The organism is Paenarthrobacter sp. NCHU4564, from assembly GCF_052156435.1.
GTDB lineage: Bacteria > Actinomycetota > Actinomycetes > Actinomycetales > Micrococcaceae > Arthrobacter.
On record NZ_JBQLIS010000010.1, the window covers coordinates 122,015 to 139,919 of the forward strand.

A 17,905-nucleotide genomic window follows, 5' to 3' on the forward strand; every position below is an offset into this window, starting at 1 on the left:
CAATACTTCACCAGAGACTCACGAGAGGACACACGATGACGCTTCCGGACATTCTCAAGGCAGATCACACTGGCGAGGCTGCGGCACTCGTCAAGAAGTACTACACGAAGCTCTACCGTCATGATCTCCCGCAAACGGGAAGCCGTTTCGACGACTGGGCAGACGGCGGTGACCGAGCCGACGTTGCAAATTCTCTCACTGCCGACGACGTTCTTGCTGTGTCATTCCTATCCGTTCAGGTCCCTGCCACGGCGGCCATCGGCCTTCTTGAAACGTCCGCCCTAAAGGTGCAGGGGCTTCTGGAGCAGATTCCAACGGATCTCGATCTGGCGTCAGTTTCCTCCGAGGAGTACGCAGCTCTGCTTGGTCCGAACAGCCCAGCTAATGATCTTTGGCGCCTGTTGCGTGGGAGCGAAAGCTACCGTTGTGGCATCGGACCCACTACGGCCAGCAAGATCATGGCCAGAAAACGCCCTCGGCTCATCCCGATATTCGATTCAGTGGTGGGTCCGCTCATGGGCCATCCAAAGGCCAAAGGCCAATGGAAGACATGGCATTCAGTCCTAACCGATGGCTCAGGTCTACCCGCCCGGCTCCGAGCGATCAAGGAAGAGTCAGGAATCGATCAGGCCATCAGCGACCTCCGAACCATGGACGTGGTCCTTTGGATGCATGGCAAAGAATTGGGCATGGAGCCAGCCGATGATTCCTTTTCCGATGATTAGCTTGATGAAATTTTTGACACAAACACGAAAACTTGGATTGGCTTCAGTGGCAACCCTTTAGGCTCAACACAGGACACCTTCACTTTCACAATGGGGAATGGAAAAGATTTGGATCTTCTTAGCGGCGTGGGCCGTGAGTATTTTTATGCCCTCATCTGGGCTGTCACTGCCGCATTCATGGTGGCCGCAACAATCGCTCGACCCGCACGCTTTCACTCCACCGCACTGGCTGGCTCGCTGGTATTTGCAACTCTCAGCGGAGGGGCCGGCCTGTACGTCCTGAACCATTATTCTGATCCCCGGTGGTCACCCGAAGCCGCACGGTTGAGTGCACCTTCCCTTGCCGAGACACCACTGGTTGGGCAGTTCATGGGTCCTTTGGATTCAGCACTCAGCTCCATGGTCAACGGGGTCAATGATTTTCTTGCTTTCAAGGATGCACTCCCAGTAGCTCTGGACTTCTTTGCTAGCGCCGGATGGGCTCTGCTGGTGTCTTTTCCCCTAGGAATCATGGCCGCCATCGTCAACGTTGTCCTGGCTAAGCGCAGGGCGGCAGCCGTGGAAAGGTACCGCATAACCGTGGACCAGCTGAAGGCCGACGTTGAGAGGCTCAAGCTTCAAGTTCAGGCTGGTTCCCCCGAGACCGCTATCCATTGAGCGGGAGCTTCAGCACTACCTCGATTCGAACCATGAATCTTCATCCCACTAACTCCCCTAGGTTGAATATGAAACAGAGCAAGGTTGCTCGCGAGCAACATATCGCCGTCTTCGGTGAGAGCGGCAGTGGAAAGACTGTGCTCCTGTCCTCCTTCTACGGACTGGCCCTGGAACAGGAACTCGCCGGAACAGAGCGGTTCGACATCCTTGCTGCTGATAGCACTCAAGGTCGTAGGCTGCATCAAAATTACCTCGGGATGAAGAAGTCAGCCATACTCCCGATTGGCACCCACTTTTCGTCGACTTCTTACTCATTCACCATCAAACGCAAACCCGGCGTCTCCGCAAAGACCAGGAAAGTCGTTGCCGAGGAGCTTCGGCTGGTGTGGCACGACTATCCTGGGGAGTGGTTTGAAGACGAACCCAGCGGGCCCGAAGAGGAGGAGCGCCGCGTCAGCACGTTTCAGGCGCTTTTGAGCTCCGACGTAGCCATGGTACTCGTGGACGGGCAAAAGCTCCTTGACCACGAGGGCGAGGAAGAGCGCTACCTAAAGTCGCTCCTGACCAATATCAGTACCCAGCTGCTGAAACTGCGTGATGACGTGCTGCAGGATAACCAGCCTCTTGCCCGCTTTCCCCGGATCTGGCTCTTGGCTCTGTCCAAGGCAGATCTGCTGCCCTGTATGGATGTGGCCGGCTTCCGTGACCTCCTCGTAGAAAAGGTGGGAAGGGAAGTGAACAAGCTTCAAGAAGTGGTAAGTACATTCGTCGAGGCACCTGAAGCATTGTCTGTCGGTGAGGATTTCGTTCTGCTCTCTTCAGCAAAATTTGAGCCAGAAAAGATTGAAGTAACCAAGCGCGTGGGGCTGGACTTGATCCTTCCCATTGCCGCCATGCTTCCCCTGTCACGCTTCTTGCCATGGGCACGGGTCATGACGAAGGGAACCGGTGCAGCCAAGCACCTTGTCAACGCGGTATTGCCGCTGGTTGATGGGCTTGGCGGTCCTAAACTAAACGCTCTTATGTCCCGCCTGCCGGCTCCCGTCGCCGCAGCCGCGGCACTACTAAGTCCGGTTCTCTCACAACCTGCCTACGACCTTGCCGGTGGCAAGCTCGAAGACCTCCACATCCGGGCTAAGGAAAAACACGACTTCCTCGCGGAAACCTTGACTGGATTCCAAATGGAACTGGACCGTGGCGACGAGGAGAAGGTCCTGCTCCGAGGTCGCGTATGAAATCGGGAAGCAGCAACCAAGCCACAGAGCTGGCCTTCATCTGGGCTACTCGCGGTAAAACATGGGGCTTTCGATTCCTCCGCACTGCGGGTCAACCAAATCCGTTGGAACTGTATGAGAAGGCGTTCCAAGGCGAGATGGATGCTCCAGAGACCTTCCAAACCAACGCCGATACGATCGCTATCCGAGTCCCAGATCCTGAGGGACGCCGTGACGCAGCCGGTCGCGTGATCCCCCACGAGTTCGTCTTGTTCAAGCCACTTCCTCGTGAAGTCATTTCGGCAGAAGAAGCTTTTCAATTGGTCTGGCCTGAGGTTAAGGAAGATTTTGCACGCGACTGGGACCAGCCAAAACCTAAGCGCTAATCGCTCGCGAACACGAGCGACGCGTCGCCATAACTCTCGCCGGAAAAGTGGTTTGGGTCGTCGAACGGGCCCAGCAACATATGTGTGGGCCGGTACCACGGCTGCCCAGCCTAAATTGTCCGTGCGGAGACCTAGCATGCGGAACAACAAGGTCAACCGAAATCGAATGGGGAAATATGCCTGTCTATCTTGAAGAGCTTGCTCTGAGCGTTGCCAGATGCAATGAAGTGGCTGCGGCAAACGATCCACACTTCGGTGAAAAGCACCCCTGCCACAAGATCGTCAGGTCCCAGGATCGGCATCCTGGCCCCTTTCAGGTGCCCGAAGCCTGGGCAGGAAATTTGGCACAGGCTCGCGTCGTCTTCCTGTCCTCAAACCCTGCCATCAGCGCAGGAGACCCTACAGCGAAACTGCCTGCGAAAAGATTCGCAGAGAAATACCCCACCACGGAATGGCCTGACGCCGAGATCGCCAACTTCATGATCAACCGCTTCAGCCCGGAGCACGTCTGGGTCAGCGACAGACGGCATCGCAAAGTAGATGAGGCGCAGTTGGCCGGTGGACCGGTTTGGGGATCAAAGGAGCGCTACTGGGGCTGGATTGAAAAGCAAACGAATGCCCTCCTGGGTAGCGACGTTCCTTGGTTCGAGGGCGCGGTTATGACCGAGGTTGTGCATTGCAAATCAGGAAACGAGCAAGGCGTCCACGAAGCCGCTGCGCTCTGTTCCACCAAGCACATGGGACGGATCCTGGAAGCGACTCCGGCCAAGCTCGTTGTCGTCGTAGGCGGAAAGGCCGCAAGTGCGCTTCGTGCTGCCTATCCATCGGCCCTTGAGGACAAGCCGCTGTTCGGAAAGCAAGGCGCGAATGGTCTTCCGGATCCTCAGCAGAACATCTTCGAACTCCACATCGGCGGGCAACGCAGGCTCGTGTGCTTCATCAAGCATCCAAGTGCTTTCGGCGGATCAGCCCATCTCACGAGTACCTACCCCACCGACTTTGACCGACTCCAGGCGGCAGCCGCTGCCCGGAGCTGATTGCTACAGGGAATCCAGCGTTCAGGGCGCCTCCGCAAAAAGGGGCCTGAGCCTCACGGAAGTCAAGTCACATCCGTCGACTTCGAAGGGGTGTGGGACCCGCCACCAGCGTGGTCCCACACTCCTCACCGACACGCCTCCCCAACCCCACCGGCATGATCCCCGCTACGACCACCGAAGAATCCGACACCACCCAAGCTGGACACGCCGATGGGCCGTCATGCCCTCGAGGGCATGGGCAATGGCTGGCCTGGCCTGATCGCGCTAATCGATCATTTGCTGGCCAGCGCCAACTAAGTCACTACGTAAAGGAGCCGGATCTTCTCGAGATAGACGCACAATCCGAAGCCCACTGGTATTTCCCCCGCCCTAGGCGTACAACAACGCTATGGGCCATTGGTCGAAGACACCGGCTCGGGTGGTTCCCCTCATCCTCGCGCTCCTGCTCACGGGCTGCACAGGAGACCTTTCCGCACCTGCGCCCACCGCGGTTGCGTCCAGTGCACCGACCGACTCGCTGGAAACCACGCTCAAAGGGTTCATCCAGAGTGGCGTTAGCGCCGTCGTCGTGCAGGCACGGTGGCCGGGCGGTGAGTGGTCCAAGGCCTTCGGGCGGAGGGACCCTAACGAGGGTGAGCCGGCACAGCCAGGCGACCGCTTCTCCATAGGCAGCGTGACCAAGTCGATCGTCGCCGTTGCCGTGCTGCAGCTTGTTGACGAAGGTTCCATAGGCCTCGATGACCCGGTCAACGGCCTTCTGATTAGCTTTCAGCAAACGCTGAGGCCGCCGTCGGACATTACTGTGCGCCAGTTACTGAACCATACTTCGGGAATGCCCGATTTTGTGGCGGCTTTGGAACGCGGAGCGTCACACCGGGACGTGGTGCGCACCAGAGTCAGCATGCAGCGGGCACTCGAACTGGCCGCCACCGAGCCTTGGGACTTGAGGAGCGTGGGCCTCTTCGCGTACTCCAACAGCAACTACATCGCGCTGGGCCAACTGGTCGAGAAGCTTCGTGCCCGGCCTCTCGGGGAGGTTCTGGATGAGAAAATCTTCCAGCCGCTGGGACTGGAACAGACAAGCCTGGGCGAGCCTGACCGGAATGTCCCGGACAACTTGAGAGCCTACATCACGGTCGACACAGAGCAGATCGAGGTGACCCAACCAGAAGTAGTTGTTGGGTCACCAGCGGGCGGCGTGGTGTCTACAACCGAGGACGTCAACGATTTCTACCGTGGCCTGCTGACCGGCAAGTTGCTCTCTTCAGCGTCGCTCGAACGTATGAAAACCGAACTGTCTGGAGACTATGGCCTGGGGATAGTCCGGTTCCCGGACGCGTGCGGTTCTTCGACCTACCGGTATGGTCACCCCGGCTCGATCTACGGCTACCTGACAGTGGCGCTCGCGAGCGATGACGGCAGCCGCCAAGTCACGCTCGGGATGGCCCTGCCTACCATGTCGGCACAAAATCCGGACCCGGTTACGAACCGGCGTACTGACCAATATCGATCCCAGTTGGAATTGGCTGCCCAGAGAGCCCTCGACCAGATGTGTGGCTGACAGAGCTGGGCCTATAAGTCTCTCGCTGCTACCCAGCTTGTCGGGCTTTCTTCAGCAGACCACCGCTGGTCCACGCCCGGAGTTTCGCGACTTCACCCTTATCCAGTTGGAGTCCGGCCACACGGCACATGCCTTCGACGTGCCCGGTCCACGCCTCTGCCAGCTGCGTTTCAGTCAGTTCAGCACTCAGCGCACCCTTGGCATAGGTTAAACCCTGGATCACGTAATTAACTGAGGATCGCGCCACCGGAACATCCGCTGCCAGACATTCATCGCGAACCAATTTCGCCAGCTCGCTGCGAACCGTGGTCTCGTTCAACTTAGCGGCGAGGGAGACCAAGACTTGCCTGTACTGGGCCGACGACAACGCTGGAATGTCCGTGACCCGAGCAATTTGTTTCTCGAATGCTTCCGTAGATTCTGTTTCCGAGGGCAAATCCGTCTGGGAGAAGCGCTCCGAATCCCACACCCATCCCGGGGCTGGAACAGGTGCGAATTCAATTCGGTCGTCTACACGGGTTATCCACGCACCAAACTTGCCGTGTCCGTCCCAGTCAGTGGACAACGACGAGTCGGCCGTCAGCGCACGCTGCGCCACCACGGCAGCCTTGATCGGTCCCGCTGCGGTAGTGACGTAGTCACGGACGACAGCAGCGGCAGTGGAAATCGCCGGGGATTTCTTGGCAGCCGTGCTTGCTTTCTTTGCCGGCAAGCGATTCTGGGCGACAGCGATTGCGGAGTTGTCAGCCCCGCTCAGGAGAGCTAGGAAGTCGTGCGACTGGATGATCGTGTCAGCCATTTGCCGGTAGGCCGCCGCGACGGGACCCGCTACGATTACAGTCGTCCGGCGGTCAGCCGCCCGGAACCGTTGGACCAGGGAAGTGAAGTCAGCATCATCCGAAGCGATGAAGAACTCCTCGATGTGGGCGACCCCGGCGAGCACATCCACCGCATCCAGGACCAAGTTGATGTCGGTGCTGCTCTTGCCTTGTTGCGTCAGGGATGGGCAGTCAATGACCCTAAAGCCCGCGCGGGTCCAGAATGTCCGATATTTGGCATAAACAGTCGGATTGAGATAGCAGTTGCGAATAAGGAACCGGACGTTTTTCCCACCTGATTCATCGGCCTCAGTGATGGCATCAAGCCATTGCCCTGGATCCGTGGCGAAACGCTCCGCAGCACCGGGATCCAACGCTTTGAGACCGATATAGACGTTGTCGAAATCAACGAATATTGCAGCACGAACCCTGCCTCCCTGGTTGGCGGAACCCTGTGAAGATGCGGTCATTGATCCAGTATGCGGTCCACTTTGCTCCGTGGTCAGCAACGACGGAATGGCGTCGCTGACTTTCATAGCAGGCCTTGGAGGTGCGCTGCTGGGTGGTGCCCATTATTGGGCGGCAACTTGAACCCCCGTGTCGGAGCTCTCTGGACAACAGTGACCAGTATCGTGGGGGCAATTTCGCTGTCGTCCGCGTTCTGGGGACGCATAGTCGGGAGGATTGGCGGCTTGAGCATGTGGTCGTCGCGGGAGTAGTGGGCGTCAGCGCGGGGCTGCAGTTGCAGTGATGGGGTTGTTTGTTCAGGCCATTATCCCGGCCCGACCGGGCTCCGATCCGACAGCGGGCCACCCAACCCGGTAAGTTGGTGGAAAGAGTTTTGACCCTCGGTGAGTAACACGCCCCGGCCTCACGAAAGCAGGATCACATGACCGTCTCCCCCCTTATTTGGGGTATCACCATCGTCGTTATTCTTGGGCTGCTGGCCTTCGACTACTTCTTCCACATCCGCAAGGCGCACGTTCCGTCGCTGAAGGAAGCCGCCATTTGGTCCTCCATCTACGTGGGGTTGGCCGTGGTGTTCGGCATCCTGGTGCTGGTTTTCGGCGGGGCCCAGATGGGCTCGGAGTACTTCGCCGGCTACATCACGGAGAAGGCCCTGTCCGTGGACAACCTCTTCGTGTTCCTGATCATCATGGCGAGCTTCCGGGTGCCGCGTGAAGACCAGCAGAAGGTGCTGCTGTTCGGCATCGTGTTCTCCCTGATTGCCCGGACCGGCTTCATCTTCCTGGGTGCTGCGCTGATCAACTCGTTCGCGTGGGTGTTCTACATCTTCGGCCTGATTCTGCTGCTCACGGCAGGCAACCTGCTCAAGCCCGACGGCCATGGTGACGATCAAGCGAACAACTTCATGATCCGGCTCGCCAAAAGGCTCTTCCACACTACGGATAAGTACGACGGCGACAAGCTCTTCACCGTGGTCAACGGCAAGCGTGCCCTGACTCCCATGCTCCTGGTGATGGTGGCTATCGGTGGCACGGACATCCTGTTCGCCCTCGACTCCATCCCGGCGATCTTCGGCCTCACGCAGAACGTATTCATCGTGTTCACTGCAACGGCGTTTTCGCTCATGGGCCTGCGCCAGCTGTACTTCCTGATCGACGGCCTGCTGGACCGCCTCATCTACCTCTCCTACGGCCTGGCCGCGATCCTGGCGTTCATCGGCGTCAAGCTCATCCTCCACGCCCTGCACGAGAACAACCTGCCGTTCGTCAACGGTGGCGAGCACGTCAACGTCATCGAGATCTCCACCGGACTCTCACTCAGCGTGATCTGCGGAACCCTGATCATCACCGTGGTGCTGTCCCTGCTCAGCCCCGCCGGCAAGGCCCAGACCGCCATCAACAACGCACGCCGGCACGCCGTCAACTACCTCGACCTGGACTACACGGCCGATGCCGCAGAACGCGAGCGCATCTACCGTGCCCTGACAGCCGAAGAAGCACAGATCGTCCAGATGCCTCTGAAGTACCGGAACAAGGCCAAGGACGTGGACCTGATCCGCGAGCAGGTGGCGGAGGCCCACCGCCAGCACGAGGAGTTCCTGCGGCGGTAGTCACCTCCCCGGAAAAGGCGGGCGGCGTCCTGTTCCCAGTGGACAGGACGCCGCCCTTCTTTCTGGAAGTTCTCAATGGGCATGCTGCCGGGCTAGGCTGACGATCGTGACTGCTGATGTGGGGGCTCAAATCAATCACCGCCGCGGCCGCTTCTGGCTGCCGCACCTCATAGCGCTCGTGATCATGGCGTTCTGCTTTGTCTTTGGAGCCCTGACCTTTGAGTCGCTCCCCGATACTGTCGCCACCCATTGGGGACCAAGCGGACGCCCCGATGCCTGGGCCCCGAAATCCTTCGAGGCTGTGTTCTCTGCGTTGATGATGGGCGCGGGTCTTTGCGTCCTCCTGTCTCTGGTCACGGCCTTGGTGCCAAAGATGGTCCACGTGGACGACGACGCCAGCGTGTGGGAGCGATATCGCAGAGAAGGAACGATCCGCGGCACTGTGGCGGTTCTGGGCGGCACCTCCGTTCTGATCGCCGCCATCATCGGATTTCTTTCCGTTGCCGGGTGGACGACTCCGGACCATGTTCCCTGGTGGCCTGCGGCTGTAGTCACCGGGCTGTTCCTTGTGGTGATTCCGGTTTCCTATGCGGCGGCTGCACGTTGGGCCCGGCGGACGGCCTCGGCTCACGGAATTCATCCCACAGCAGCAGAGGAGCAGGAAGAAAAGCTGTGGATCGCGGGCGTCCTTTACAACGATCCAAACGACCCACATCTACTGGTCGCCAAACGCGCCGGAACAGGGGTTGGCTTGACGGTGAACGTGGGCAACACCAGAGGACGCGTCGCTGTCGCCGTTTTCCTGGGCCTTTTTGTGGTCCTTCCCGTCATTCTCGGCGTCGTCGCCGCGCTTTAGGGCCAGACCCAAAACCCCGCGTCACGATCCCCACCCTCACCCCACTCATCTGACAAGACCCAGGCAGATAGAGGGATGACTCATGACCGGAACACAAGAAACCGCGGACCCATCGGTGGGGTGGGTGCTGGCCAGTGACTGGACCAAGATCAAGGGCAGGAACGTAGAGGTTTACGATCACGGCGAGCTGATTGACCAAGGCACAGTGGAAAGCGTCGCCCCGGATGGGAACCTGCTGTGGCTCGGGTTCCACGGGAATACGCCGCGGCGGATCGTGGAGCGGCTCCGGGAGACGTGCGTGCGGATCCTGCCGGACTAGTACGTCCGCGCCCGGAGCTATCCCAGCAGGCTGCCGTGGTGCCCTGGCAACGCGGCCACGCTCATCACGGTCTTCCCGCGGCCCTTTCCCCGGATCGCATCAACGCGCCGCACACAGCGTTCCACGGCGGCACGGCCTGCCGCGCTCCCGTCCAGGAGAATGTAGATCCGTGACTCGTGGAGGGTTGCTTTCCCCCGCACGGGTGTCAGCTCCGTTTTCAGGATCTGGCCAATGTCGGCGAGCACGTCCCAGCCGAGAGGGTACGAGTCCCACTCCAGGGCAAGCGTCGCCAACTCCGCGCCGCCCTGCTGGGTCAGCCCATACAGGGACAGGTCCAAGAGCAACTGTTCAAAGTGCGCCAGCGTGGGCAGGCCGGTCCTGGGGTCTACGCAGGCAATCGGCTGGATGCGTTCGCTTTCGAAGGTCCACCCTTCCACGAGGTCGCGCATGGTTTCTTCACAGACGGGCAGCTCGGCAGCGCTGAAGAAGGCGCTCATGTCCACCATGGTTTCCTTGACGCCAACGCCATGGTACGCCCGGGCCGCACCCAAAAGGCGTGCGGCTTCGGGGAGCGCGCGTGCCGCCTGACAGGCCCGGATCACGCCGTCAACTTCGGGGACAAGCCAGTCGCCGGGGTACCGCCAACCAGCTTGCTTGCTGTGTTCCTGCCACCGGTCGCGCAAGAGCACGGGATTACCGCTGCCGCCGCCGGAGATGTGAAGAGGGTTACTCATACCGATACAGTGCCTGACCTCAGGAATCGTGACGCGTTTTTCGAGGAAACTCCCAGCGAGGTTTCTACGCCTCCGCAGGCTTGCGCCAGAGAACGGACAAGACAATCACCAACGCACTCAAACCCAGCATAACCAGCACCATGAGACCCCAGTTGGCCTGGTTCACCCCGGGCCCATAGAACACCCCGATCAGCACGGTGGCCGTGATGGCTCCCAAGTACCGGCAGGTCTGGAAAATACCGGCGGCCACACCCCGTTCCTCGGGACGGGCGGAGACATACAAGCCCTGGTTCGACGCCGTGCTCACCGCCCCGTACGGAACACCCATGACTGCAGTGAGCACCAGCACCAGCGGAGGCCACAGCGAGAGTGTCAGCAACCCCAGCGCCGCCGAAGCACCAGCCAGCACCAGCACCCCGGTGATGAGGACGGACCGCACGCCGAACCGCTCAATCAGGCGAACCGTCAGCGGCGTCACCAAAACCGACATGGATGCAAGGGGCAGCATGAGCAGGCCTACCAGACCGGCGTCGTAATTCCCTGCTTCCTGGAGCAACTGCGGAAGGCCGAAGAACGCAAAATAGTAGACACCGCTAAACACCACAAACACCAGGTACACCAGCAGCAGCGGCCGGTTGCGGCCCAGCAGGCGGAGGTCCAGGAACGGCGGCTTGAAGCGGAGCTCCCGCCACGCGAAAAGAGCACCGACCACCAATGCGGCGCCCAACAGGTACCAGCGATACCCCGGCAGCACGTTGAGCAGCGCCATCATGGCGAGCATCAGTGACACCACAAAGGCGAGGATGCCGGGGATGTCCGAATCGCGGATGAGGGTGCCCAGTGAGCCGGTCTCCCGTCCGACGTCGGCGGGTGCGGTCCGCTGCACGATCAGCAGGGCGAGCAGCGCCAGCGGCACATTGATGACGAACAACGCCTGCCAGTCGAACAAGCTCACCAGCAACCCGCCCACCACAGGGCCGACAGCGGCCGCAGATGTGTTGGCCATCTGGATCCGGCCCAGCGGCCGCGTGGACGGAACCTTGGCCAGCCGGCTCAGTTCGGTGACCATGACGACGGCGGACGGGTACGCCGTCGCGGTTCCCACCGCCATGAGGGCCCGGGCCACGCAGACCAGCGCAAAGTTGTCCAGGAATGGCGCGACCGCACATGTCACCGCCACGAGCGCCATACCGAAAGTGAACAACCGGCGCGGGCCGAAGCGGTCGGCGAGCCTCCCCATCAACGGCTGCCCGGCGGCGGACGCAAGGTAGAAGGCCGTAATGACCCACGTAACCGTGGCGACGTCGAGCGAGAAGTCCTCCCGCAGCACCACCAAAGCCACGGCAATCATGGACGAATTCAGTGGATTCAGCGCGGTGCCGATGCTGAGGGCAGCGATGGCCAGGCCGGGGCGGGATGTGTTGCTCACCTACCCAAGTCTGCTCCATGGTTGCCTCGGGTCACGAACGCGAGCCACCACGACCCGCCCCAACTCTTAACCTTCCGGCAATTTGGAGGACGGGAGTCTCGTAATTCGGATTCAGATACCGGTGGTTTCGTAATTCCTGTCACCCCCAACCCATGACGGAAGGCACCACCATGCACGCACGTGCAGGCATCATCCCCACTTCACTCCTCGGCCTCGTGGCCCTCACCGGCGCACTGGCAGGCTGCTCCGGCGACGCCAACGCGGCCGGCAGCCAGGACAAGAACGAGCTTGTCTTCGCCACTCCCCCGGGCACCGACGACCCCAAAGAACAGGCCATCTTCACCGACCTCGCCGCCATGGTGGGCGAGGCCTCCGGCCGCGAAGTCACCAACCTGCAGCCGGCCGACTACCTCGGCGTGGTGGAAGCAGTCCGCAACGGCTCCGTGGACGTAGCCATCCTCAGCCAGTTCTCCGCGGCACTGGCCTACAAGACCGAGAGCGTCGACCCCCTCCTGGTGTGGGGCGCGAGCACGGAGCCGGCCAGCTTCTGCCTGGCCCGCAAGGACAGCGGCATCCAGTCGCCTGCCGATGTGAAGGGCAAACAGGTTGCCTTCATCGACCCGGGCTCCACCACCGGCTACTTCATGCCCAAGTCCGTGTTCGCCAAGGCCGGACTGGTGGACGGCACCGATTACAAGAGCACCTTCGCCGGTTCCCACGACTCCGCCGTCCTGGCCATGGCCAACGGAAACGTGGACGTCGCCTGCACGGCCCGCCAGCTGTACCCCACCTTCGTGGAGAAGGGCGTCATCAAGGAGGACCAGGTCAGCATCATCGCCAAGTCCGACCCCATTCCCGTGGGCATCTCCGTGGTAGTCCGCAAGGACCTGGACAACGAAGCCCGTGAAGCCCTCAAAGCCAAGCTCCCCGAACTGATGGCAGGCAACGCGGCCATCGCCAAAACCCTTGGACTTTCCGGTGAACCGGTCAAGGACCCGGAGTTCAGCACCTACGCTCCGCTGGTTGACGTCGCCGAGTCCATCGGCGTGGACCTCGAGGACCTCCGATGAGCGTCGCTGCCCTGGTGGAAACCACGACGCCGGCACCCGGCTTGGGCGCGACGCCCACCATCCGTGCGCGGAAGTTGCGGGTCCAATACGGAGAGCAGGTGGCGCTCTCCAGCGTCGACTTGGACGTGTACCCGGGCGAAGTGGTGGCCCTGCTGGGTCACTCCGGCTCGGGAAAGTCCACCTTCATGAAAACCCTCACGGGAATCGCGCCCTTCACCGCGGACACCCTGGAGGTGGCCGGTCGAGCAGTAGCCGGACTCCCGGCGAGCGGCCTTCGGGAGCTGCGGTCCGACGTCGGGTATGTCTTCCAGCACTTCAACCTGGTACCGCGGTTGAGCGCCCTGACCAATGTATTGACCGGTGGCCTGCACTCGGCCGGTCCCCTCAACATCCTGGGCACATTCACCAGGGAACAGCGGGAACGCGCACTGGAACTGCTGGACCGGGTGGGCCTGGCGCACAAGGCCAAGCAACCGTGCCGGAGCCTCAGCGGCGGTGAGCAGCAGCGCGTGGCCATCGCCCGGGCGCTGATGCAGCAACCCCGCCTCATCCTGGCCGACGAGCCAGTGGCTTCACTCGACCCCCGCCTGGCAGGAAACATCCTGGGCCTCCTGCGCGACATCGCCCGCGAAGGGCAGATTCCGGTAGTGGTCAGCCTGCACGTGGTGGGTCTTGCCCGCCGTTATGCCGACCGCGTGATCGGCCTCCACTCGGGTGAACTCGTCTTCGCCGGCCCCGCTACCCACATCACCGAAAAGGAGGTGCACCAGATTTATGGAACAGACACTGAGCTCCTCGAAAACTGAGGCCAAGTCCATCAACACCACCCTTCCCGAGGCCGACCGCCTCTGTCTCTCCCGCCCGTTCAGCCTCCCTACAGCCCGCGGCGCCACGCTGTGGGTGGTCGTCGCCGTCGTGCTTGTGTGGGCAGGCATGGGCGCCGGGTTCAACCCGGACAAGCTGCTCACCGGCGTGCCCAACATGGGCAACTTCCTGGGCCGGCTGTTCCCGCCCACGTTCGACAAGTTCGATGTCATCATCAAGCTCCTGGTGGAGACGCTCCAGATGGCGCTGATCGGTACGGTCCTTGGGGCGCTGGCTTCGCTGCTGCTGAGCTTCGGTGCGGCCAGCAACATCGCCCCGCGCTGGGTGTACACGTCATGCCGGGCGGTCCTGAACGTGCTGAGGTCCATCCCCGAGCTCATCTTCGCCCTGATGTTTGTCTCTGCTGTGGGACTGGGGCCGTTCGCGGGCATCCTCGCGATTGTCCTCGGATCGGTGGGTTCCATCGGTAAGGTGTACGCCGAGGCCATGGAGTCCGTACAGCCCGGTCCGGTGGAGGCACTGACCGCGGTGGGCGCCAACAAGCGCCAGATCATCAGCTACGCGGTGCTCCCCCAGGCCGCTCCCCTGCTGGTCAGTTACACACTGCTGCTTTTCGAAGGAAACGTCCGCGGCGCCACCATCCTGGGGCTTGTGGGCGCCGGAGGCATCGGCCTGGAACTCACCACCGCCATGCGCATGTACGACTATGGACACCTGTGCGCCATCATCATCAGCATCGTCGTCCTGGTCACCATCATCGACCGCGTCAGCGCCTTCATCCGCGCCAAACTCAGCTAGGAACTCCACTGTGAAAACCCTTGACCTTGCCCCTGTCAACCTGCGCGACCTCGGCGGACTGCCGGTGGCCGGCGGTGTGACCCGCCCCGGCGTGCTGCTGCGCAGCGACGACGTCTCCGTGATGCCCGCCGATTTCGCCCGGCAAATGATCGACGACGGCGTGACCTCAGTGATCGACCTCCGCTCCCCTGAGGAGGCGCTGCTGACCGGACGCGGACCGCTGACCGTGCCCGGCGTGAACTACCACCACCTTGCCCTCACGGCCTCCGTCTCCACCCCGGAGGACGTCAGTGCCGAGCTCATGTCGGCCAACACCACACCGTCCCAGGTGGGCACGTGGTACGCCAATCTCGTGGAGTCCCAGGCCAAGCAGCTGGTTGTGGGGCTGACGCTCGTGGCCATGGCCGACGGCGCCACCGTCTTCCACTGCGCAGCCGGCAAGGATCGTACGGGAGTATTCGCCGCCGTCGTGCTTTCCGCCCTGGGCGCGGACGCCGAAACGATCTCGGCCGACTACGCCGTTACGGCCACCCGGCTGCCGCAGCTGTTCCCTCGGCTCCGGGCCATCATGGGCGGTCTCATGCCCGAACGCGCACTGGATGAAGCTGCCGTCGCGGGCATGGGAGCCATGATGGGGGCACACGCAGAATCCATGGAAGCCATGCAGCAGGTGCTGGTCGCGCGGCATGGAAGCGTGCTGGAGCCGGTGCTCCGTGCGGGCCTGTCCGATGCCGTAATCGATCGGCTTCGGGAACGATTGGTGGTGGCCGGTGACTGATACGGTCGCTGTCGCCGAGCGCCGTCCGGGCCGGCCGCGGGATACGTCCCTGGAGTCGACTGTCCTGTCCGCCACCGTCGAGCTGCTTCTGGAAAGGGACACCCGGGACGTCACCATCTCGGCCATCACGGAGCGATCCGGGGTCAGCCGCGCCGCCCTGTACCGGAGGTGGAGCAGCCGCGAGGAACTCCTGGCCGCGGCCCTGGACAGTGTCCGGACCGCTGTGGGCTTGAAGCGCGGAGATACCAGCCTGGACACCATCCTGGCGTCCTACGAGGAAGCATCGCTGGAGGTGGACAGCCGGGTAGGCGCCCTGGTGAAGAAGCGCGTTGCCATGGGCCTGGAATACGACCAGCTCCGCGCCTTGTCCTGGGACCGGCACGTGTCCCGCCGCCGCGAGCCTGTTGCCGAAGAGATCCGGCGCGGCATCCAATCCGGCGAACTGTCCCCGGACGTTGACGTGGAGGCCATGATCGACCTCATCAACGGCGTGTACTACTACCAGATGGTGGTGCGTGGTCCCGAACCGTCCCCTGAGGCTACCCGCGAACGCTTGCGCAACGCCGTGAAGCTCGTGTGGGAGGGTGCGCTGCGACGGAGCTAGGTTTCTGCTGGACCATCGCTAGAGCACTGTGCGGTTCTACCAAGTTGCCAGGGTTCCGCTGCATGTGGCCTCATATGATCCAGCAGGATTAGCTACCTACTGGAGTGCCCAGTAGGTTCGCCGCTGATCCCGAAAAGACCAGTCGTTCTCTAGAAAGATTTTTCCACCTTCAATAGCTCCAGGCGGTACATCCATGCACACCTGATAGGTTGCAGAACCCCCAGCTTCCAAAGTAGGTACATCCATCTCGCCGTTTGTGAGGGAGGCACCGCAGTCGTTGCCGTCATATTGGCGGGCATCAGATCCCACAAAGGTTGGCGACAGGTCAAGCCAGGGGGTGCCCTCCCTCGCCCCCACATATGTGACCGCTATATCCACAAGAACGTACTGCCCTTCCGGAGGGTCGTTATACCTGTTATTCGCCAAGACATCGGCATTGGCATTCAGCTTCACCCCGGTAACTGCGGCTCTGTACTCCCTGCCAAGGAGCGCGACAGTCCCGATTGGATGAGGATGAGATGCAGACCCAGCAGAGACGGATGGTGTGGGAGTCACGCTCGGGGTGGGGCTCGCAGATACGGAGCCAGAGGGGGAAGGCGCAGGGCTTAGAGATGCTGAGCCCCCGGGTTCATTTGCCTTCGCGCTGTCGCTGGGGCTTGAGCCGTAGGAGGAGAAGGTGACAATTGACCCAATAAAGGCACCCCCTCCAATCACGACGGCAGCAATAGCAAGACTCTTCAACGACTGTTCAAGGCGTTTTCCGTTACCCAGGGCGATCACGCCAAGAACAGGGGCCGCCAAGCCCATGAGCAGGGCCAAAATATTGAGAATCGGGATCCAGCAGATCACAAGTGCCACGGCCGCCAGCACAATTGCTGTGACTACCAAAGCTCTGCCGTGTTCGGAAGACCCATGAACCCTACTTGGAACATCAATCCAAAACTGATGGCCGGGGGGCGCCGGACCCCATGCTGGATCGGGGTGCCATCCATCGTGGGGCTGCCAGCCCGGAGGTGGAGTTGGCCAATTCTCGGGTGAGTTGTAGATCTTCAATTTGCCCCTTTAACCTGACTATCAGAGCCCCCCATTCAGGCCCTGCCAAGAGCATATCGGCCTTTAACCGCAAGTCCCCAAAGTTTCACCAGGTAACTACTCCGAGGACTATTGAGTGCTCACTATCACTCCGGCTCCGGGAACTCAACATTTTGATAACTGATGCGGATAAGCCTGCTCTTGGCACGAATCTTTGCTTACACTGAGATCGCCGTTGTTTATGGGGGAAACGAGCTTGACTTTTCCTCTTGAACGCCAGAAAACGGCTACATGACTCGCATCGCATCAGCAAGAGGTAAAACATGAGCGAACCGTATTCCCCTCCCATTGCCCCTGGTCCTGCAGACCACAACTACACCCAGCAATTGAAAGCCAACGGTTTTGGTGTCACTGCACTCGTTCTGGGCATTGTTGCTGCCGTTTTTTCCATCATCCCGATTCTGGGCTTCGTTGCCTTCATCCTGGGGCCCTTGGCCATCATCTTTGGCATCATCGGCCTGACTCGAAAGTTCACCAAGAAGGGAACGTCAATCACTGGGCTCATTTTGGGTGCGATAGCCGTGATTGTTGCGATCATCGTAACTGCCATCGTTGCCGCCGCAGCCAACAGTGTCAGCGAATCCTTGAATGAGGAACACAAGGTCGAATACGTCGTGACCACGACCGGGCCGGCACAGGTGACCTACTGGAATGGGTCCGGCTCTTCAAACGAGGACATCACCGCGGAATGGAAAAAGGAACTTGTGACCACGGGCTATGACTTCACAACGCTCTCGGTGAGTGGCGACTACACCGCCGAGGCTTCCGTCTCGTGTGAAATTCTTATAGATGGCGTTAGCGTATCCAAGAACACAGGTTCGGGCACGGGCGCCCGGGCTTCTTGCTCTGGCTCCAGTGCCAGCAAATAATTCCGACAGGAAACAAACAAGAGCGCCCCGGCAAATTGCCGGGGCGCTCTTGTTTC

The 17,905-nt window shown here is 61.0% G+C and carries 19 protein-coding genes; 15 read left to right on the forward strand and 4 right to left on the reverse strand.

The features are described 5' to 3' along the window. Positions 1–35: 35 nt before the first annotated feature. The 6 genes from ACSVIE_RS12245 to ACSVIE_RS12270 all read left to right on the forward strand — a co-directional run bounded on the left by ACSVIE_RS12245 (position 36) and on the right by ACSVIE_RS12270 (position 5,580). Positions 36–725 (forward strand): DUF6308 family protein, encoded by a 690-nt coding sequence (locus tag ACSVIE_RS12245; RefSeq protein WP_442424009.1) that lies wholly within the window; start codon positions 36–38, stop codon positions 723–725. Between the two features lie 90 nt (positions 726–815). Further along, a complete protein-coding gene (locus tag ACSVIE_RS12250) occupies positions 816–1,382 on the forward strand; it encodes a hypothetical protein (RefSeq protein ID WP_442424010.1) in 567 nt (188 codons plus the stop codon). 68 nt (positions 1,383–1,450) lie between these two features. After that, a complete protein-coding gene (locus ACSVIE_RS12255; RefSeq protein WP_442424011.1) occupies positions 1,451–2,617 on the forward strand; it encodes an ATP/GTP-binding protein in 1,167 nt (388 codons plus the stop codon). Next, positions 2,614–2,982, forward strand: coding sequence for a hypothetical protein (locus ACSVIE_RS12260; RefSeq protein WP_442424012.1), 369 nt, complete (start codon positions 2,614–2,616; stop codon positions 2,980–2,982). The genes ACSVIE_RS12255 and ACSVIE_RS12260 overlap by 4 nt, the downstream gene beginning before the upstream one ends. Positions 2,983–3,323: 341 nt before the next feature. Then, positions 3,324–4,019 (forward strand): hypothetical protein, encoded by a 696-nt coding sequence (locus tag ACSVIE_RS12265; RefSeq protein ID WP_442424013.1) that lies wholly within the window; start codon positions 3,324–3,326, stop codon positions 4,017–4,019. Between the two features lie 388 nt (positions 4,020–4,407). Next, a complete protein-coding gene (locus ACSVIE_RS12270; RefSeq protein ID WP_442424014.1) occupies positions 4,408–5,580 on the forward strand; it encodes a serine hydrolase domain-containing protein in 1,173 nt (390 codons plus the stop codon). Positions 5,581–5,608: 28 nt separating this feature from the next. On the opposite strand, the gene ACSVIE_RS12275 is transcribed toward ACSVIE_RS12270, so the two are convergent. Then, positions 5,609–6,934 carry an NYN domain-containing protein gene (locus ACSVIE_RS12275; protein ID WP_442424015.1) on the reverse strand — a complete coding sequence of 442 codons (1,326 nt, stop codon included), beginning with the start codon at positions 6,932–6,934 and terminating at the stop codon, positions 5,609–5,611. A 353-nt stretch (positions 6,935–7,287) separates the two neighbouring features. Between ACSVIE_RS12275 and ACSVIE_RS12280 the strand changes: the two genes are divergently transcribed. The 3 genes from ACSVIE_RS12280 (at position 7,288) to ACSVIE_RS12290 (ending at position 9,650) form a co-directional block, all read left to right on the forward strand. Then, positions 7,288–8,475 carry a TerC family protein gene (locus tag ACSVIE_RS12280; RefSeq protein WP_442424016.1) on the forward strand — a complete coding sequence of 396 codons (1,188 nt, stop codon included), beginning with the start codon at positions 7,288–7,290 and terminating at the stop codon, positions 8,473–8,475. A gap of 106 nt (positions 8,476–8,581) precedes the next feature. Next, positions 8,582–9,331, forward strand: coding sequence for a DUF1648 domain-containing protein (locus tag ACSVIE_RS12285; protein WP_442424017.1), 750 nt, complete (start codon positions 8,582–8,584; stop codon positions 9,329–9,331). A gap of 82 nt (positions 9,332–9,413) precedes the next feature. Further along, positions 9,414–9,650 (forward strand): hypothetical protein, encoded by a 237-nt coding sequence (locus ACSVIE_RS12290; RefSeq protein WP_442424018.1) that lies wholly within the window; start codon positions 9,414–9,416, stop codon positions 9,648–9,650. Positions 9,651–9,667: 17 nt separating this feature from the next. On the opposite strand, the gene ACSVIE_RS12295 is transcribed toward ACSVIE_RS12290, so the two are convergent. Continuing rightward, complete coding sequence (locus tag ACSVIE_RS12295) at positions 9,668–10,384, reverse strand: hypothetical protein (protein WP_426006331.1); 717 nt, start codon at positions 10,382–10,384, stop codon at positions 9,668–9,670. Between the two features lie 64 nt (positions 10,385–10,448). Next, complete coding sequence (locus tag ACSVIE_RS12300; protein ID WP_442424019.1) at positions 10,449–11,813, reverse strand: MFS transporter; 1,365 nt, start codon at positions 11,811–11,813, stop codon at positions 10,449–10,451. A 170-nt stretch (positions 11,814–11,983) separates the two neighbouring features. Between ACSVIE_RS12300 and phnD the strand changes: the two genes are divergently transcribed. Genes phnD through ACSVIE_RS12325 form a run of 5 tightly spaced genes read left to right on the forward strand, consistent with a single transcriptional unit; the run spans position 11,984 to position 15,888 of the window. Then, complete coding sequence (gene phnD, locus ACSVIE_RS12305) at positions 11,984–12,883, forward strand: phosphate/phosphite/phosphonate ABC transporter substrate-binding protein (protein WP_442424020.1); 900 nt, start codon at positions 11,984–11,986, stop codon at positions 12,881–12,883. Then, complete coding sequence (gene phnC, locus ACSVIE_RS12310) at positions 12,880–13,689, forward strand: phosphonate ABC transporter ATP-binding protein (protein ID WP_442424021.1); 810 nt, start codon at positions 12,880–12,882, stop codon at positions 13,687–13,689. Before phnD ends, phnC begins: the two co-directional genes overlap by 4 nt. Next, the gene (gene phnE, locus ACSVIE_RS12315) at positions 13,658–14,506 is read left to right on the forward strand and encodes a phosphonate ABC transporter, permease protein PhnE (RefSeq protein WP_442424022.1); all 849 of its coding nucleotides are present in this window, start codon (positions 13,658–13,660) and stop codon (positions 14,504–14,506) included. Before phnC ends, phnE begins: the two co-directional genes overlap by 32 nt. A gap of 10 nt (positions 14,507–14,516) precedes the next feature. After that, positions 14,517–15,284, forward strand: a complete 768-nt coding sequence (locus ACSVIE_RS12320; RefSeq protein WP_442424023.1) for a tyrosine-protein phosphatase — start codon at positions 14,517–14,519, stop codon at positions 15,282–15,284. Then, positions 15,277–15,888: a TetR/AcrR family transcriptional regulator gene (locus ACSVIE_RS12325; RefSeq protein ID WP_442424024.1), complete on the forward strand. Its 612-nt coding sequence runs from the start codon at positions 15,277–15,279 to the stop codon at positions 15,886–15,888. Before ACSVIE_RS12320 ends, ACSVIE_RS12325 begins: the two co-directional genes overlap by 8 nt. 96 nt (positions 15,889–15,984) lie before the next feature. Here ACSVIE_RS12325 and ACSVIE_RS12330 read toward each other — a convergent pair whose 3' ends face one another. Next, entirely contained in the window at positions 15,985–16,746 is a 762-nt protein-coding gene (locus tag ACSVIE_RS12330) for a hypothetical protein (protein WP_442424025.1), read from the reverse strand. Between the two features lie 497 nt (positions 16,747–17,243). Between ACSVIE_RS12330 and ACSVIE_RS12335 the strand changes: the two genes are divergently transcribed. Continuing rightward, a complete protein-coding gene (locus ACSVIE_RS12335) occupies positions 17,244–17,849 on the forward strand; it encodes a hypothetical protein (protein ID WP_442424026.1) in 606 nt (201 codons plus the stop codon). The last annotated feature ends 56 nt before the right edge of the window (positions 17,850–17,905 follow it).

What these genes read in the sequence shown, in the direction of transcription:
- ACSVIE_RS12245 (WP_442424009.1), top strand. Translation starts at nt 36, where the DNA reads ATGACGCTTCCGGACATTCTCAAGGCAGATCACACTGGCGAGGCTGCG.
- ACSVIE_RS12250 (WP_442424010.1), top strand. Translation starts at nt 816, where the DNA reads ATGGGGAATGGAAAAGATTTGGATCTTCTTAGCGGCGTGGGCCGTGAG.
- ACSVIE_RS12255 (WP_442424011.1), top strand. Translation starts at nt 1,451, where the DNA reads ATGAAACAGAGCAAGGTTGCTCGCGAGCAACATATCGCCGTCTTCGGT.
- ACSVIE_RS12260 (WP_442424012.1), top strand. Translation starts at nt 2,614, where the DNA reads ATGAAATCGGGAAGCAGCAACCAAGCCACAGAGCTGGCCTTCATCTGG.
- ACSVIE_RS12270 (WP_442424014.1), top strand. Translation starts at nt 4,408, where the DNA reads ATGGGCCATTGGTCGAAGACACCGGCTCGGGTGGTTCCCCTCATCCTC.
- ACSVIE_RS12275 (WP_442424015.1), bottom strand. Translation starts at nt 6,934, where the DNA reads ATGAAAGTCAGCGACGCCATTCCGTCGTTGCTGACCACGGAGCAAAGT.
- ACSVIE_RS12280 (WP_442424016.1), top strand. Translation starts at nt 7,288, where the DNA reads ATGACCGTCTCCCCCCTTATTTGGGGTATCACCATCGTCGTTATTCTT.
- ACSVIE_RS12290 (WP_442424018.1), top strand. Translation starts at nt 9,414, where the DNA reads ATGACCGGAACACAAGAAACCGCGGACCCATCGGTGGGGTGGGTGCTG.
- ACSVIE_RS12295 (WP_426006331.1), bottom strand. Translation starts at nt 10,384, where the DNA reads ATGAGTAACCCTCTTCACATCTCCGGCGGCGGCAGCGGTAATCCCGTG.
- phnD (WP_442424020.1), top strand. Translation starts at nt 11,984, where the DNA reads ATGCACGCACGTGCAGGCATCATCCCCACTTCACTCCTCGGCCTCGTG.
- phnC (WP_442424021.1), top strand. Translation starts at nt 12,880, where the DNA reads ATGAGCGTCGCTGCCCTGGTGGAAACCACGACGCCGGCACCCGGCTTG.
- phnE (WP_442424022.1), top strand. Translation starts at nt 13,658, where the DNA reads ATGGAACAGACACTGAGCTCCTCGAAAACTGAGGCCAAGTCCATCAAC.
- ACSVIE_RS12335 (WP_442424026.1), top strand. Translation starts at nt 17,244, where the DNA reads ATGAGCGAACCGTATTCCCCTCCCATTGCCCCTGGTCCTGCAGACCAC.